The sequence below is a fragment of the Snodgrassella sp. CFCC 13594 genome (genome assembly GCF_001590725.1).
Taxonomy (GTDB): Bacteria; Pseudomonadota; Gammaproteobacteria; order Burkholderiales; family Neisseriaceae; genus Snodgrassella.
Map to the genome: position 1 here is coordinate 16,198 of NZ_LQXR01000015.1, position 15,184 is coordinate 31,381.

The 15,184-nt window shown below is 44.3% G+C and carries 18 protein-coding genes and 1 pseudogene; 5 read left to right on the plus strand and 14 right to left on the minus strand.

Annotated features, from left to right (window positions below; genetic code table 11):
• The first annotated feature begins 55 nt into the window (after window positions 1-55).
• The 4 genes from glmS to A2F46_RS08975 all read left to right on the plus strand — a co-directional run bounded on the left by glmS (window position 56) and on the right by A2F46_RS08975 (window position 6,592).
• On the plus strand, window positions 56-1,897 hold the full coding sequence (gene glmS, locus A2F46_RS08960; protein ID WP_066569497.1) for a glutamine--fructose-6-phosphate transaminase (isomerizing): 1,842 nt from the start codon (window positions 56-58) through the stop codon (window positions 1,895-1,897).
• A 158-nt stretch (window positions 1,898-2,055) separates the two neighbouring features.
• Complete coding sequence (locus tag A2F46_RS08965) at window positions 2,056-2,877, plus strand: heteromeric transposase endonuclease subunit TnsA (RefSeq protein ID WP_066569500.1); 822 nt, start codon at window positions 2,056-2,058, stop codon at window positions 2,875-2,877.
• Window positions 2,861-4,930, plus strand: a complete 2,070-nt coding sequence (locus A2F46_RS08970) for a DDE-type integrase/transposase/recombinase (protein WP_066569502.1) — start codon at window positions 2,861-2,863, stop codon at window positions 4,928-4,930. The genes A2F46_RS08965 and A2F46_RS08970 overlap by 17 nt, the downstream gene beginning before the upstream one ends.
• A 6-nt stretch (window positions 4,931-4,936) precedes the next feature.
• Window positions 4,937-6,592 carry an AAA family ATPase gene (locus tag A2F46_RS08975; RefSeq protein ID WP_066569504.1) on the plus strand — a complete coding sequence of 552 codons (1,656 nt, stop codon included), beginning with the start codon at window positions 4,937-4,939 and terminating at the stop codon, window positions 6,590-6,592.
• A 99-nt stretch (window positions 6,593-6,691) separates the two neighbouring features.
• Here the strand turns inward: A2F46_RS08975 and A2F46_RS08980 are convergent.
• Window positions 6,692-6,949: pseudogene (locus A2F46_RS08980) on the minus strand (ATP-binding protein); the annotation flags it as partial.
• 111 nt (window positions 6,950-7,060) lie between these two features.
• Here A2F46_RS08980 and A2F46_RS08985 point away from each other — a divergent pair.
• Window positions 7,061-8,029 carry a TniQ family protein gene (locus tag A2F46_RS08985; RefSeq protein WP_066569510.1) on the plus strand — a complete coding sequence of 323 codons (969 nt, stop codon included), beginning with the start codon at window positions 7,061-7,063 and terminating at the stop codon, window positions 8,027-8,029.
• Window positions 8,030-8,167: 138 nt separating this feature from the next.
• Here the strand turns inward: A2F46_RS08985 and A2F46_RS08990 are convergent, their stop codons facing one another.
• The 13 genes from A2F46_RS08990 to A2F46_RS09045 are packed head-to-tail and all read right to left on the minus strand — an operon-like array spanning window position 8,168 to window position 15,099.
• On the minus strand, window positions 8,168-8,659 hold the full coding sequence (locus tag A2F46_RS08990) for a phage virion morphogenesis protein (protein WP_066569512.1): 492 nt from the start codon (window positions 8,657-8,659) through the stop codon (window positions 8,168-8,170).
• Complete coding sequence (locus tag A2F46_RS08995) at window positions 8,656-9,570, minus strand: phage minor head protein (RefSeq protein ID WP_066569515.1); 915 nt, start codon at window positions 9,568-9,570, stop codon at window positions 8,656-8,658. Before A2F46_RS08995 ends, A2F46_RS08990 begins: the two co-directional genes overlap by 4 nt.
• A complete protein-coding gene (locus A2F46_RS09000; RefSeq protein WP_066569517.1) occupies window positions 9,567-11,048 on the minus strand; it encodes a DUF935 domain-containing protein in 1,482 nt (493 codons plus the stop codon). Before A2F46_RS09000 ends, A2F46_RS08995 begins: the two co-directional genes overlap by 4 nt.
• A gap of 1 nt (window position 11,049) precedes the next feature.
• Window positions 11,050-12,141, minus strand: coding sequence for a terminase large subunit domain-containing protein (locus A2F46_RS09005; protein WP_197457623.1), 1,092 nt, complete (start codon window positions 12,139-12,141; stop codon window positions 11,050-11,052).
• A gap of 35 nt (window positions 12,142-12,176) precedes the next feature.
• A complete protein-coding gene (locus A2F46_RS12625) occupies window positions 12,177-12,350 on the minus strand; it encodes a hypothetical protein (protein WP_197457624.1) in 174 nt (57 codons plus the stop codon).
• Complete coding sequence (locus A2F46_RS09010) at window positions 12,347-12,901, minus strand: DUF3486 family protein (protein WP_369796329.1); 555 nt, start codon at window positions 12,899-12,901, stop codon at window positions 12,347-12,349. Before A2F46_RS09010 ends, A2F46_RS12625 begins: the two co-directional genes overlap by 4 nt.
• Window positions 12,901-13,212 carry a hypothetical protein gene (locus tag A2F46_RS09015; RefSeq protein WP_066569519.1) on the minus strand — a complete coding sequence of 104 codons (312 nt, stop codon included), beginning with the start codon at window positions 13,210-13,212 and terminating at the stop codon, window positions 12,901-12,903. Before A2F46_RS09015 ends, A2F46_RS09010 begins: the two co-directional genes overlap by 1 nt.
• Window positions 13,209-13,532: a hypothetical protein gene (locus tag A2F46_RS09020; protein ID WP_066569521.1), complete on the minus strand. Its 324-nt coding sequence runs from the start codon at window positions 13,530-13,532 to the stop codon at window positions 13,209-13,211. The genes A2F46_RS09015 and A2F46_RS09020 overlap by 4 nt, the downstream gene beginning before the upstream one ends.
• A 7-nt stretch (window positions 13,533-13,539) precedes the next feature.
• Entirely contained in the window at window positions 13,540-13,746 is a 207-nt protein-coding gene (locus tag A2F46_RS09025; RefSeq protein ID WP_369796330.1) for a TraR/DksA family transcriptional regulator, read from the minus strand.
• Window positions 13,746-13,949, minus strand: coding sequence for a hypothetical protein (locus A2F46_RS09030; protein WP_066569524.1), 204 nt, complete (start codon window positions 13,947-13,949; stop codon window positions 13,746-13,748). Before A2F46_RS09030 ends, A2F46_RS09025 begins: the two co-directional genes overlap by 1 nt.
• Entirely contained in the window at window positions 13,924-14,349 is a 426-nt protein-coding gene (locus A2F46_RS09035) for a hypothetical protein (RefSeq protein WP_066569527.1), read from the minus strand. Before A2F46_RS09035 ends, A2F46_RS09030 begins: the two co-directional genes overlap by 26 nt.
• Window positions 14,336-14,578, minus strand: a complete 243-nt coding sequence (locus tag A2F46_RS09040) for a hypothetical protein (protein WP_066569531.1) — start codon at window positions 14,576-14,578, stop codon at window positions 14,336-14,338. Before A2F46_RS09040 ends, A2F46_RS09035 begins: the two co-directional genes overlap by 14 nt.
• On the minus strand, window positions 14,575-15,099 hold the full coding sequence (locus tag A2F46_RS09045) for an N-acetylmuramoyl-L-alanine amidase (protein WP_066569534.1): 525 nt from the start codon (window positions 15,097-15,099) through the stop codon (window positions 14,575-14,577). Before A2F46_RS09045 ends, A2F46_RS09040 begins: the two co-directional genes overlap by 4 nt.
• Between the last annotated feature and the right edge of the window lie 85 nt (window positions 15,100-15,184).

Here is a 15,184-nt window from a genome sequence, read left to right on the forward strand (position 1 = left end):
CACTACTCAGGCTGCCTGAAAAATAAAGCAGCTTTACCGGTAAAAGGACAACATCATGTGTGGCATTGTGGGCGCCATTCGCGCCAAAGACAACGTGGTTGATTTTCTCACCAGCGGCCTAGAACGACTGGAATATCGTGGTTACGACTCTTCTGGCATCGCTGTGGTCACCGATCAAGGCATCGAACGCGTGCGCCGCGTGGGTCGCGTCAAATTGATGGAAGCAGCGGCAAAAGCAGCAGGATTACACGGTTATTTAGGCGTGGGCCATACCCGCTGGGCAACACACGGCGGCGTCACCGAACCCAATGCGCATCCGCATATTTCCAACGGCCTCATCGCCGTGGTACACAACGGCATCATTGAAAATTTCGAAACAGAACGTACCCGCTTGCAAGATTTGGGTTATGTATTTGAATCACAAACCGACACTGAAGTCATTGCCCACAGTATTCATTACGAATACACCCACCACACCAATCGTGATTTATTTGCCGCGGTTCAAGCCGCCTGCGCGCGCTTTCAAGGTGCCTACGCCATTGGCGTGATTGCACAAGACCAACCCGATAAACTGATTGCCGCACGCATGGGCTGCCCGCTGTTGGTGGCTTTGGGCGAGCGTGAAACCTTTATCGCTTCTGATGTATCCGCAGTGATTGCCTTCACCCGCCGCGTGGTATTTTTAAACGATGGCGACATTGCCCAGTTGTCGATTACCGGCATCGATAAAATGGTAGACAAAAGCGGCACTGCGGTGATGCGTGAAGTCAAAGTGTCGGCCTTGTCATTAGCGTCTTTGGAATTAGGCCCCTACAGCCATTTCATGCAAAAGGAAATTCACGAGCAACCTAAAGCCATCACTGATACCGCTGAAGTCTTCTTAGTGGGTGGTTTTGAGCCAGCCAATTTTGGCGATCACGCCAACGCTGTATTCAATGACATCCACAGCATCAAAATCCTCGCCTGCGGTACATCCTACTACGCAGCATTAACCGCACGTTACTGGCTGGAAGGCATTGCACAAATTCCCACGGATGTGGAAATCGCCAGCGAATACCGCTATCGCAAAGTCATCGCCGACCCCAAACAGCTGGTCATCACCATTTCTCAGTCTGGTGAGACCTTGGATACCATGGAAGCGCTCAAATATGCGCAGTCTTTGGGTCAGAAACACAGTCTGTCGATTTGCAATGTGATGGAATCGGCTCTGCCCCGTGAAAGTGAACTGGTGTTGTATACCCGCGCCGGTGCCGAAATTGGCGTGGCCTCCACCAAAGCGTTTACCACTCAATTGGTGGCATTATTTGGGCTGGCGGTAACCTTAGGCAAACTGCGTGGTTTGGTTAGTGAATCGGATGAGCAAGACTACACCAACGAATTGCGGCTGCTGCCCGGCAGCGTTCAGCACGCGCTGAATTTAGAACCCCAAATCACGGCATGGGCAAATCAGTTTGCCAGCAAAAGCAATGCCTTATTTTTGGGTCGCGGTATCCACTATCCGATTGCCTTGGAAGGGGCGCTGAAACTCAAGGAAATCACCTATATCCATGCCGAGGCCTACCCTGCTGGCGAACTCAAACACGGCCCACTGGCCTTAGTCGATGAAAATATGCCCGTGGTGGTGATTGCGCCCAACGACAGTCTGTTGGAAAAAGTCAAAGCCAATATGCAGGAAGTAGCCGCACGCGGCGGAGAATTGTTTGTATTTACCGACTTGGACAGCGAGTTTACAGCCAGTGAAGGCGTACATGTGATTCGCACGCCTCGCCACATGGGCGTTTTATCCCCGATTGTGCACACCATTCCAGTACAACTCTTGGCATACCATACGGCGCTGGCTCGCGGCACCGACGTGGATAAACCACGCAACTTGGCCAAATCAGTGACCGTAGAATAACGGCGGTTACATTAAAAACGGCTATATAGTCAGACAAAATAGTCATTAACTACACAAAATAGTTGTTAACTGAGAAATTAAAGTTATTAATTTAACAAAATAGTTGTTACCTATAAAGAGCCCAGATATACTGACTAAAAAGTATACTGGGCTTTTTAATGGCTAAACCTCAGAATAGCTTAACCGAAATACAGATTGCTAAACGAATCAAAGAAGGACGTGGTCAAGGTTCAGGTGCGACCTATAAGCCTTGGTTACGGATTCATGAAGTTCCATCCCAAGGTCTATCCCATCGTATTTATTCATTTAAAACCAGACGTACTCATCATCTGCTATCCAACCTGGAGCTTGGCGTTTTTCTAACTTTAGACTGGATGGGTCACGTCCAAGATATCCGCGAGCAATATCCTCTACAACGGGATGAAACCATTGAGATTGCTTCTAATAATGGCATTAAACATCCTAATATTCGTGGCATCAATCAGGTAATGACTTCGGACTTTTTAGTAGATAGCTCATTCTATAAACAATTTGTTATTCAGGTCAAACCTTTATCAGAACTCAAAAATCCTAGAACTATTGAGAAATTAGAAATCGAAAGGCGTTATTGGGCGAGCAAGGAAATTCCTTGGTACATCATTACAGAAAAAGAACTGAATCCAACTGTACTTGATAATATCAAATGGCTTTATTCATCTCAGACAGATATGCACGATTATGACCAACTGCTTAATGCTTTGAGTAATTTTGAATTTTCCTGCCAACAACACCTACAAATGAAACTATCTGATGTCTGTAAATCTATTGATCGAAAATATCAACAAGACCCTGGTCAATCCTTGGCTGACCTAAAACAACTTATGGCCCATCGCCTAATCAAATTTGATATTACCCAGAAATTCAAAGAATTAAGAGTAAAAGATATCACATTCTATCAACATCAACTTGTAGAAGGATTCCTCAATGTGGCAAATCAATGAGGTTCTTAAATTTGATGATCAACTTTACCGTATTCTTTTTATTGATTTTGGAGATATATTCTGGATTCAGATCAATAAAAAGAATGCTTTACCTGAAGTAGTGAGGGAAGAAGCTCTTTCTGAATACTTAGATAATGAACGCTTAACACGCGCTAAAGACCCTTTTGTCAATTTGATTTTAGAAGAACCAGCTTTAGACTCTGTTGCCTTTATCAAAAGAGACAAGGCTTTCAATCTTATAAGAGAAATTATCCAAGAACCGAACCACTATGAACCATCAATTCGGGCAACTTTAATTCATAAAATTGAGTCTTCTGGTTTGGTGTCTAAACCAACGATTTATAAATATCTGAGAAAATATTGGCAAAGAGGACAAATTCCCAACGCACTATTGCCAGATTATAAAAATAGTGGTGCCCCCGGTAAAACTCGGACAGAAATTAACACCAAAAAAAATGGACGTAAACGTCAATTTGGTGATGGTGAAGGTTGTCAAATTACCCTTGAAATAGAAAGACTATTTAGATTGACAATCTCTAAATATCTACTCGTAAATAATCCACTCAAAACAACTGAAGCTTATCAAAAGTTCCAAAGCTTATATGAACAGTACTACCCCAAAGAAGATAGCAAGAATTATCCAACTTTAAGGCAATTCCGGTATTTCTATCATCGAGAATACACAAAACCTCAACTTATCGAAGCTCAAACAAATTCTACTGATTTTAAAAAAGATAAGCGTCCCTTATCTGCAACAAGCACTTCAAGTGTACTTGGACCTGGTAGCCGTTATGAAATTGATGCAACGATTGCTGATATTTATTTAGTTGCAGATGATGATCGTACAAAGATTATAGGTAGACCGACCTTTTATAGCATAAGTGATGTTTTCAGCCGCATGATCACTGGTTTTTATGTCGGTGTTGATAACCCTTCATATGCAATCGCTATGCAAACTGTGTCCGTTGCCTGTAGTAGTAAAGTTGTTCTTTGCAAAGAGTTTGATATCGAAATATCTGAAGATGAGTGGCCGACTATTGGTTTACCAGGTGCAATTCTTGCTGACCGAGCAGAAATGTTGAGTGAACAAGCTGAAACTCTGACCAATGGCTATAATGTTCGTTTGGAAACAGCTCCACCTAGACGAGGAGATGCCAAAGCAGTTGTTGAAAGCTGCTTTCGTACCATTCAAGCTGAATTTAAACCCTATGCTCCTGGTATTGTTCAAGGTCATCGGATTAAAAAATATGGCGAATCAGATTATAGACTTGAAGCAGCACTTACCTTAAAAGAATTCACTCAAATTATTATTCAGGCGATTCTATTTCGTAACAATCATCATGTTCTAGAAAAATATGATCGAGATGAGGACATCCCTGAAGATATCCCATCTATTCCACTACACCTTTGGAATTGGGGAATTCAAAACCGTATGGGCAAGCTCCGTACAGTTGATGCTGAACAGTTTCGAGTTTCTTTGTTGCCACGGATCAAAGTTTCAATCTCCCCACTAGGAATCAATGCATGGGGATTGTATTACAATAGTAGTGAAGTTTTACGAGAAGGCTGGTTACACCGTAGTAAGGAAATACAACGTCCTCAGAACCTAAAAGCAGCATATGATCCTCACAACACAAATAAAATCTATCTTTTCCCAAATTCTGCCAGCCAATCCTATTGGAATTGCTCCTTAAATATCCGGAGCCGTGCTTATGCAAATATGAGTTTTTGGGAGGTTTGGGACAAGCAATATCTTGAGAAATATGCGCAAGCGAATGCTAAACATGCAGAAACTCCACACAGTATGGCTTTTAAAAAATCAGTTCAAGCAATCATTGATAATGCCAAAAAGCAAACACCTAAATCAACTCAATCAAACCGTGAAAGAATTAGCCAAATTCGAGCCAATAAAAAGGAACAGAGACAAAAAACTAATTTAGCACCGTTACCAGAAAGTCAACAAACGGCTAATATTATTAAGTTTAATAAATCAATAGATGATGACTATAGCCTCCCATTCTCTCCTGGACTATTCAGTGATGATGATGAGTAAATTTCCATGCATCCATTAAAGGTTCAAGCTGTTTATCAAGATACAGGTGTCCCCGCCTATAAGAACAACCCATTCATTGAAGCTTTACCGCCTTTACTGGAAGCTTACACTCAGACACGTCATTTAAGATCTAGTTCAGATTCTTCGCTTCAAGATCTCAATGCCCCACGAGTCATCCGCTCACATTCAATTGCTCGTCTTAGTGATGAGTTCTTCCAACCACTTAATAACCACATCCTTTTAACAGAAAGAATCTCGTTGATGATTCGTGGAGGGTATGTCGGAAGGAATCCACGTACAGGTGATCTTCAAAAACACCTACAAAACGGATACGAGCGTATACAGAAAGGTGATCTTAAAGCTTTTAGATTTGAAAGTGTGAAATCAACAGCTCAAAGTATGGTTCTGATTGGCTGTTCTGGATGTGGAAAAACGACGTCATTAATTAGAACTCTTTCAACCTATCCTCAAGTTATTTACCACCCTGATCTAAATATTGAGCAAGTTGTTTACCTAAAAATTGATTGTTCACATAATGGTTCTTTAAAAGAAATTTGCTTAAATTTCTTCCGAGCATTAGATCAAGTCCTTGATACTCAATATGAAAAGCAATATGGGCTAAAACGCTACAACATTCAGGCATTACTCACTAAAATGTCACAACTAGCGAATGCTCATGCATTAGGGCTATTGGTCATTGATGAGATCCAGCATTTAAGTCGCTCAAAATCTGGTGGTCCTCAAGAGAGGTTAAATTTCTTTGTCACAATGGTAAATACTATTGGTGTACCTATCATGTTAATTGGTACACCTAAAGCCAGAGAAATTTTTGAGGCGGATTTTCGCTCAGCACGTAGAGGAGCTGGTTTTGGGGCCATTTTCTGGGAGCCATTACAAGAATATATTGATAATCAACTTAACCCTGAATGGATAGCTTTTACAGATAAACTTTGGAAACAGCAATTACTCAACCAAAGGGATGAATTTTTATCAGATGATATTCGACATATTTGGTATGACTCGAGCCAAGGGATTATTGATATTGTAGTGAAATTATTTGTTCTTGCTCAACTAAGGGCTATTGCAACAAATAAAGAGAGAATTACATCCAAGCTATTGCAACAAATCTATAATGAAGAATTGAAACCAGTACATCCAATGCTTGATGCTTTACGATCAAGTAATATTGAAAAAATTTCACGCTATTCTGATTTAGTCATCCCTGATATGGATCGTAAAATTTTTGCTCTTCAACAAAAAATCAAAAGTATACCTGTTGATAAAACATCAGAAGATTTTTTTAGACAATTGATTACCGAGGATGAGCGTCGTATTTATACTATGTTCAAAGATGAATATAAACCCCAACACCTGATCGAATGTATCAAAACTGCATATCAAGAACAACCGACAGCTACACGCCAACAGATTATTCCAATTATTTTTAACTTATTATTTACTGATAGCTATCCATCAAGCGACATTGTTAAATTAACACCCCAAAAATCAGAATACTTAAAGCCTAATCAATGGGATACATTGCCTCAAGATGATTTACGCTTTATTCATTCTCAATTTCTCACAGAAAAAGATTTACATAAATCACTTTTAGAAAAAAATTTGATTTTAGAGATAGAAAAAGTTTTATTAAAGACTGGATAATTACTGGACGTTATTTTAAGCATCCGATGACCTCGCTTGAGCTTCTAAAAGACTTTTACATGAAGTAAAGTGTCAATGGTCACTTAAAAGTGCACCACTTTAAGAACGGTTTTTAAACCGATAAGACTCATTTCCTGTTTCAAAAATTTCGCATCGATGTAACAGACGATCTATTAAAGCTGAGGTCATTGTTTCATCTCCAAACAGTGGTCCCCACTGGGCAAACACCAAATTCGTCGTCACGATAAGACTGACTTGCTCATGCAGGTGGCTGATGAGATTGAACAGCAATGCCCCACCTTTTTGACTAAACGGCAGATAGCCCGTATTTACACAAATTTTTAAAAAGTCCATTTTGTGAATGCTTAATGTCATGTAAATTAATTTGGGAGCTTAGGAAGCTAAAGAAATAAGTCTATTCCTGTTAAAACGCTATTTGAAAAATAAGCTGAAACAATCATGATATGTATGCATAACTTTCCATTACCACACCCCGATGAACTTCTATACAGCACTATAGCTCGGGCTGGGATATATCATGGTATTACTAGCCCTAAACATTTGTTAGATGAGGTTTTTGGTCATAGATCTGTTATAGCCACACTAGATTTGCCTAGCCATATTAAAAATGTTGCTTACCAACTAAAAAATACAAAACAATATCCAATCGAATATCTAATAAAACAACATACCTTATTTCCACTCTATGCCTCATTTATTCAGCCTCAAATACGGAACAAAGCTATTGAACTCATGAAGAATAAAACTAATGGTGCAGTTCATACAATGCTTGGAGTTACGGCATCCAGAGTTAAAGCAATTCAGAACTTCCAAGTTTGTCGAAAATGTATTGAAATGCAAATACAAACTTATGGTGAAGCTTTTTGGAAACGAGATTGGTTTATCCCTAACCTACCAATCTGTTTGGATCACGGGCCATTAACTATTTATAAAGAAAAACCATCGGACTCTAGACATCATTTCCAACCCTTAATTGAATCAAACTTTTCAATAGAATCATTCAGCTCAGTCTTCCCTCAAGACTTCATTATGTCTTACCAAGTGCAAAAATTGTTTAAGCTATCATCCTATCCATCTATTTCTTATGAGCAATGGAGTCATTTTTACCATGGATTAGCACATGACTTTGGTTACACACGGGGAAAGCATATTAAACATGATGAAATTTTATCCTTAGTTTTACAACACTGGGGCAAAGAATATCTTCAAACTAAAAATTTACTCTGCCACCAAGGTGAAGAAAATTCCTGGTTAAAAAATATATTCCGTAAGCATCGAAAAAGTTTTAGCTTCTTTGAACATCTATTGATTCATCTAACTTTTACCCCAAAGGAAAAATTAGAAGATATTTTTCATTACGTCCAAAAGATTCAACCGGTTTTTATTGTTAAAACTAAACCTAATGAAACCCTTTAAGATAAATAAACAGGGGTAATTAAGATAAATGGGATTAGGTTGGATTTGAGTGGATGATGTGGGATGGTAATTTGAAACATCATTGCACACAGTGAAACAAAAAACGGGCTTAAGGTGGCTCGTTTTTTTGCGCCCAAATTATAGTCCTTTTGCCAATGCATCCAGAGCAACATTCAATAATCTGTTTTCAGCACCTTTTTGTAATTCACCATCGGGGTTGATTGGCAAATATGGGCGTGCTGGGATACTGACCTGTTTCACTTTTGCATAGCCACTGCCAAATGGAATTAATAGGTAGGGTTTGTTTTTGGCTTTGATGTCACCACCAAAATGATGAATGGCGGCATAGGGTTTATTGCTGCCAATGCGGGCGAAGTCGTTGCTGATTGCCGTATTGATACTCGCCGCCAGCTGCCCGCTGTCTTGAAGCGTTTTTCCACCTTCACTGCCAGCGCGTAAACTCTTTTTCCATGGATCGCCACCCCAAGATTCTGATTGGAAGTTGTCTTCGGTCAGGCTGTGTAATTCGGTGGCCATACCTGCCATCATGGGGCGTGTACTGGTGGCATTGCTGAGCAGTTGGCCGAGGCCGTGTTCAAGTTGGCTTGAATCAACGCTGATTTCTATCATGACTGACTTCCTGATAACAGCTTGGTAACCCATGCGCTTTGTGTTGTATTGAGTGATTCCTTAAAACGTTTGTTTTGCATCATGTCACGCAAGGCCACTCGGGCAATGTCTGGATGCGTTGCTTGGGCTTTTTCTACCGCAATACTGGCCATCCTGCTGAGCATGGATTTGCCTTGATTGGCGTTAAAACCGGGGCTGGGTGCAATGAACTCACCATTAACCCGGATGCCTGTTCGCTCAGTATGACGCACTTCGCCAGTATATTCATTGGTGCCAATATCCACATATTTGGTTTCTAATGATGGACTGGTTAATACTCGGCTTCTGCCTGATGATTCTGACAACGCACGGACACGGCAGCGGCAACGGAAATCCAACGGCGGATACATGCTGTTCCATACTGGGTCATCTGCTTCATAAACCATGCCATTCAACGCGGCATGGGATGGGCGTGTGCGCGTATCCATAATGGCCACGTATTCCCAATAAGGATGGGTATCCACCGCTTCGCGCATGGCGACATAACGCCCAGCCATGTACGCTGACTGCATATTGGTCAAATAGATGGTTTTCAGCCGATATGGGCTACCGAGGCGCACAGTCTGAGGCTCGCCTGTATCCGGGTTGGCAACTTCTTGTTTTCCCCACCAGCCTTTGCGTTGCAACACGGGTGCCAGCTCGTTATTAAATTGTTGCAATGTTTGACCGTTTTCTACAGATTTGACTACGGCGCTGTAGATGTCATCGATTACATCCATTTTCATGGTCTTCGCCACTGTAAATGCGGTGGCATGGGCATCGTCCAGCATGTCTTGCCAATCCCAACTGACCTGTATGCCTTTTGGTTCCAGATAGGCGATGGCGGCATCAGGTTGTAAGCTGAAGATGGCTTTGATGTCTTCGGGTTTCATTTGGCCAATTCCTCTGCTGCTTCAATACGCCCAACCAATTCCGATAAAAACAGCAATCTGGCCAACTCATTTTGTAATGCTTTATCGTCCATGTCGGGGTAGGCACCAACCAGCCGATCCAGAACATTTTCAGGAGCAGCACCGTTTTTTAAAGAAGCCACCAATGCAGTAGTCAGCCCTTCACCTTGAGTATTCAGGCTGCCTGAATCAGGTGGTAAGGTATCAATGACCAATCCAGCATCATTTTCTAAAGTCGGCTCAGCAAAGCTGGCCACGGATGATGGCGACTGAGCGGTGGGTTTGATGGTGACAATATCATCATCAGTCAGATTGTAAGCCCGCTTCCAATAAGATTCTGAAAGCCGTACACCGCATTCAGTCAATGATTTATCGCGGGCGGCCAAGTCTTTGTCACCGGCTTCTTCTTCATACAATTCAAATGTGGGACGGGGAGCATCGCCAAAATTCAAATCGCAAATTAAATCAATAAGCTGGTTAAAGGTGCTTTCAACAATGCGTTTGTCGCTGTCGCGGATGTCTTCAGTCACTTCCAGTCCGGCTTGCGCACTGGCATTGGTGCTGTCTTTTTCGGTTGTCTGATCTTGCCCCAATAATGCAATGGCAGTTTCACTTCGGCACATACGAATCAATTTGTCGTACGCATCCACAGAGCCAGTTTTACCAGTCGCTTCTTTGATTTCCACGCTACTGTCGTTCGGGATGGTGCCGACTGAATTGCCAATCAAGGCTTCCAGTGCATCCAGCAATTTATCGGTGTCTTGTTGGGTGTTGCTGCGCGGCTCATGCCCAATCAGCCAAGGTGCACCATATTTCTCAGTGAATTGCGCCCAGAATTTGAGACCGGCACGGCGGAATGTGGTCGGCCAAAACACCATGGCCAAGTCTGGGCGGCCATACGGATTGATATAGCTGGCTTCGTGTGTTGGGCATAGAAATTTCACGGGCGGCACTGGTTCACCTTGCCAGTTTTGATTGCTGATAAATTGAAGCTGGTTTTGGTCATTGAAGTTAAACCATTCTTGCGGCTTGGCCACAAGCTTTTCAGGCAGCCACAATTTATCTTTTTGCCAGATGATTTCAATGGGTTGATAACCAAAAAACGGCGCATTCAAGATGTCTTTAATTTGCCGATAGGTATCCATGCCTGTGAATACCGCGTCTATGGTTTCCATCACATTGTTAGGGACATCATCACCATCCAAACGCCATTGCAATCCAGCCACTGTGGCTTTGCGACGGCGTACATGACCACCAACCACGCCATCCGACAATAATTCTGTGTACACGCTGATGTTTTGTCCCAACTTCTTCAATATTGGGTCGGGATTCGGCAGCCAACCATTAAATGCATAAGCTCCAAAGGCAGTCTTAGCCACCGCCATATGGCCGGTCATGTCTTGGGCACTGAGGTTCAATACGCCGTTTCCGGTTTTGAGTTTGAAGTGTGGTTTTGCCATCTTAATAACCTCTGGTTAAACTGCTACTGCGGCGAATACGGCGGCTTGAGACGCGCACTGGGCCAGTGTCTTCGTGTGCGGCATTCAAAGCCAAAAAACACGCCCATGTTCGGTCAGCATGCCCATTGGCATCGGATTCAGCCACAAAGCGTGGCGCGCCGGTGGCACTGGTGGTCTTCTGTAGTTTGTGCAGGTCTGCACGTAAATCTTGATTAACGGGAATGCGGATTTTCTTGTCTTCAAACGCCTCTTTGCCAATGGCCGCCATCGCCAATTTAGAGGCTGAGGTAAATAACACGCCTTCAACCCGGCTGTCACCATATCGGCGTTGTGCATCTTCCACCGGCTTTTCACCCATGCCGGTTTTATCCATGCAACAGCGAATAATGCGGAAGCAGTCAAACACATCACCTAACACCGCGTCTTGTTCTGCAAACGAGGCGCGGCGTCGGGTAATCAATTCCCGCGTCCACAGTACATCACCCACTTGCTCCAATACCCACACGACAAACAGGTCGTTGCGGATGCCAATGTCTACGCCGACAAAACAAGGGTTTCCACTGTAGTATTCAGGCAGCCCGGCCTGTTCATGTTCCACACCGTGAATTAAGTCGTATGACAACCAGGCACTGGCCTCATCAAGCCATTGCAGCTCAAATTCCTGTGCCCATGCATCGGGATCGTTTAAGCCTTTTTTGAGTTGTTCGATGTTGCGTGGCAAGCCATCGGCCACCGCCTGATGAATATCAACAATATGGCGGCTCCACTCTTTGTTTTTCTCATCGGTAACCAGCTCGTAGAATTTATTGCCTTTGCCATTGGGCGTGGATACCACGCGCAATTTCCATCCCGCAGAAATCACCGGAAACAGCGCTTTCCAAATCTCGCGACTGTCCTTGTGAAAAGCGAATTCGTCCAAAAACACGTTGGCAGAAAAACCGCGTGCAGTATCGGGATTGGCTGGCAGCGCGGTAATTTTGCTACCACCCGGCAACACCACTTCAAGTGCATTCGTGGTTGCATCAAACGGTACTTGTAAAATTTCACAAGCAATGCCGGCGGCTTCCAAGTGCCGCTTTACGCCTTCATTCATTGCTTCCTTGGCCTGTCGCTCACCGCGCGATAGGATTACCCAGCGGGTGCGTCTGCCTGAGCCTCGGCATCCAAGCAGTCCAAGACGATTTCCAGCGTGGTGGTGAAGGTTTTACCCGTTTGGCGGGCAAACATACCCACCTTAAAGCGGCTGGAATCAGCCAGCCATTTTTTTTGGTAGTCATAAAGCGTGAGTGCCGGTTGCGTCATGACATTACCCCATATACCTCTTGGCGAATGCGCTGCAATGTCTCTTGGTCAAGTCCGCTATTTTGCTGGGTAGACTCGGCTTCCAACTCGGCAAATTTTCGCTCCATTTTGTCACGCAAGCTTGCCTGAAACTGTTTCAACCGAGCTGACGCTGATGTGAGTGCGGCAATGTTTTTGGCCGCATCCGCCATCAGGCCGAAGCGCTCAATCGGCGGCAGCTTCTCTTCATCAATTTCACCAATGTCCACCATGGCATTAAACAGCTCAGTTTGCAGCATAGCCATCAGTGCTTCAGAGCGAGTATCTCCCTCGTCCGTAGCTTGATCTGCAATCATACGAGCCGCTTCGGTGCTGTCTTTGATGGCAGCAAAGCGTCGTTCGATTTTTTGACCATAGCGGTGCACGGCAGAGCGGCTGACTTCATAACCTTGTTCTTGTAACCATTCGGTGAGTTCTGAATAGTTTGCAAAGCCATTTTCAGCCAGTTTACGTTCGAAAGCCTGTCGGATATCGGCAGGTAAAGTAGCAAGAGTGCTGCGCTTGGCCATCATCAACCCTCCCAATATTTAACGGGGCGGGCAATACCGGCTTGGCAATCAATGGTGTATTCGGCAATATCGACCCCTAAGCGGGTTAAATCGGCGAACCACAATCCACTCGGTTGCTTGGTAACATCCACCAGCTTGCGATCATGCAAATAGTCCAGCTGCTGGCGTAATTCCAGAGCGGTGGTGTCTGGGTAAATGCCCCGCATGATGTCCAGCAAAAATGCTTCGCTGGTGGTGTAGGGTCGGGCTTTGTTCAATGCATTGATGACATTCCAGCGCATGCCTTCTCGACGTGCTTTTTCCATATTGCTCATCGCTTTGTACTTTCTATTTTGTAGAGGTTGGTCAAGGTTTCCTGCACACTGTCGAGCTTGGCTTCAATCACGGTTTGATTGCGAATGTAGTCTTCACGCCGCACATAATTGATGGGCATAGTGGCATCCAGATCAGCTTGCTTGCGCTCTAGGCCTTCCATTTTTTCAGAGAGCTTGTCTTGCTGCTTATTGCGCTCGGCCAGCTGTGACTGAAACTGGCTCAGCAGAATTTTGCCGAAGGTGAAACACACGCCTAAAAAGCCCAATAAAAAGCCAACGGCCTGCCAAAACTCAATCGTGATAAAGGTTTTTTCTTGCATGATGATCCTATGGCCAACCAGCTTCGTGGTATTCCTGGCACAACACACACAAACGCACGCCGGGGATGGCCTGCTGTCGTGCCAGCGGGATTGATTCTCCACAATCTTCACAATGGCTCAGGCTGGCACCGCTTGGTTGTTTTTGACTGTGCCGATAAAACGCTTCAGCCAAAAATTCGGCTTCGCGCTCGGCTGCTTTATCTGCAATATCCATCACTGCTCCTGCCGGTACCAAGATTGCCAGCCGCGTAGCTGGGCATCTTGCTTAGTGCACCAGCCACCATATTCAACAGCATGGGTCAGTAGGTGTTGGGGGGAGCCGCTGGCCGGACGCTCTGGGCGTTCATAAATGACCAGCAGCTCAGAAGACACAGGCGGCAATACCGGCTTTTCAATGGTCTGAATCGGGGTAGCCAAAGGCTTTGTTGTAGAGCCGCAGGCTGTCAGCACCGATGCCGCTATAGCAAACAGTGCTACTTTTTTCATCATTTTTAATCGCATTTGAAATATCCTTTTTTAATAACCCTTGAGCGATATCCAGCGCTTGGTTTGCTTTAGCCAAATCGGTGCTTTGCTTTTGCGCAAAGGCATACCATTTGTCTTTTTCAGCCTGAGCTTCCTGCAACTTTTGAATGTATTGCTGCTGGGCTGCCTGAATTTGGCTGTCCCATTCTTTTTGCAAATCCTGCTGTTTCACCAATTGGGCTTGTGTGCCATGCCGCACACCAAGGTAATAAATACCTCCGGATAAAGCCGCACCGATAGCGAAGCCAATGCAGTAATTGATGATTTTGATGCGCCAATCACTGGTCAGCATTTTTGCTACCTCCTATTTGCTGGGCAGCGGCAATGCCACGCCGGATTAGGGCATAACCGCCAACCATGCTGCCAAATGCCCACCACACATCAATCGCTGGTTCCGGCAACAAAATGAATTTGATGGTCATCACGGCGCAGGCCACATTTGCCCAGACTTTACTGTGTGATACCGCGCCTGTTTCGGGATTGGAGAAAAGCCCGGCAAGCCATTTCAGGAATGCTTTCATTGCATCTCTCCCGTCAACACCGTGGCGACTGCTTTGGCGACCAGCCACTTTTTGTCATGCCATACGGCCAGCTCGGAATCATTGCTAATGAAAAACAATTCAAGGATGATGCCGCCATTGCGCACATACCCCAGTCGACTGTGTTGGCCTGCGTTTTCTGGTTGCCAGCCACTGACACCGCGCAACGGGCTACCTGTGATACCTGCAACAGCCTTGCATAGCTTTTGGCATAAAGCTTTGTCTTTTGGCTGTGCCAATGCTTCCACACCTTTTGCTGATTTGTTGGACGAGGCATTGCAGTGGAATTCGACGGCGGCACGGCTGCCTTTAATGAGCTTGATGGCTTGAGTCAAGGGTAAATTGCCTTTTCCTTCGCCATCTGTCTTGATTTCAATACCCATGGATTTCAGGTAATGAGCAACCATGTTGCGCATGTCTTGCGCAACATCCGCCTCTTTGATCGTGCCATTAACAGCACCCGGGTCTGTATTGCTGTGACCCGCTGTAATTGTGATAAACATGAAAAAATCCCCATAACAAAGTGTTATAGGGATTTTGGCTTTGATGGTGTTCGGCGGCTTTTAAAGCGCTTTAAAAATTACTTTT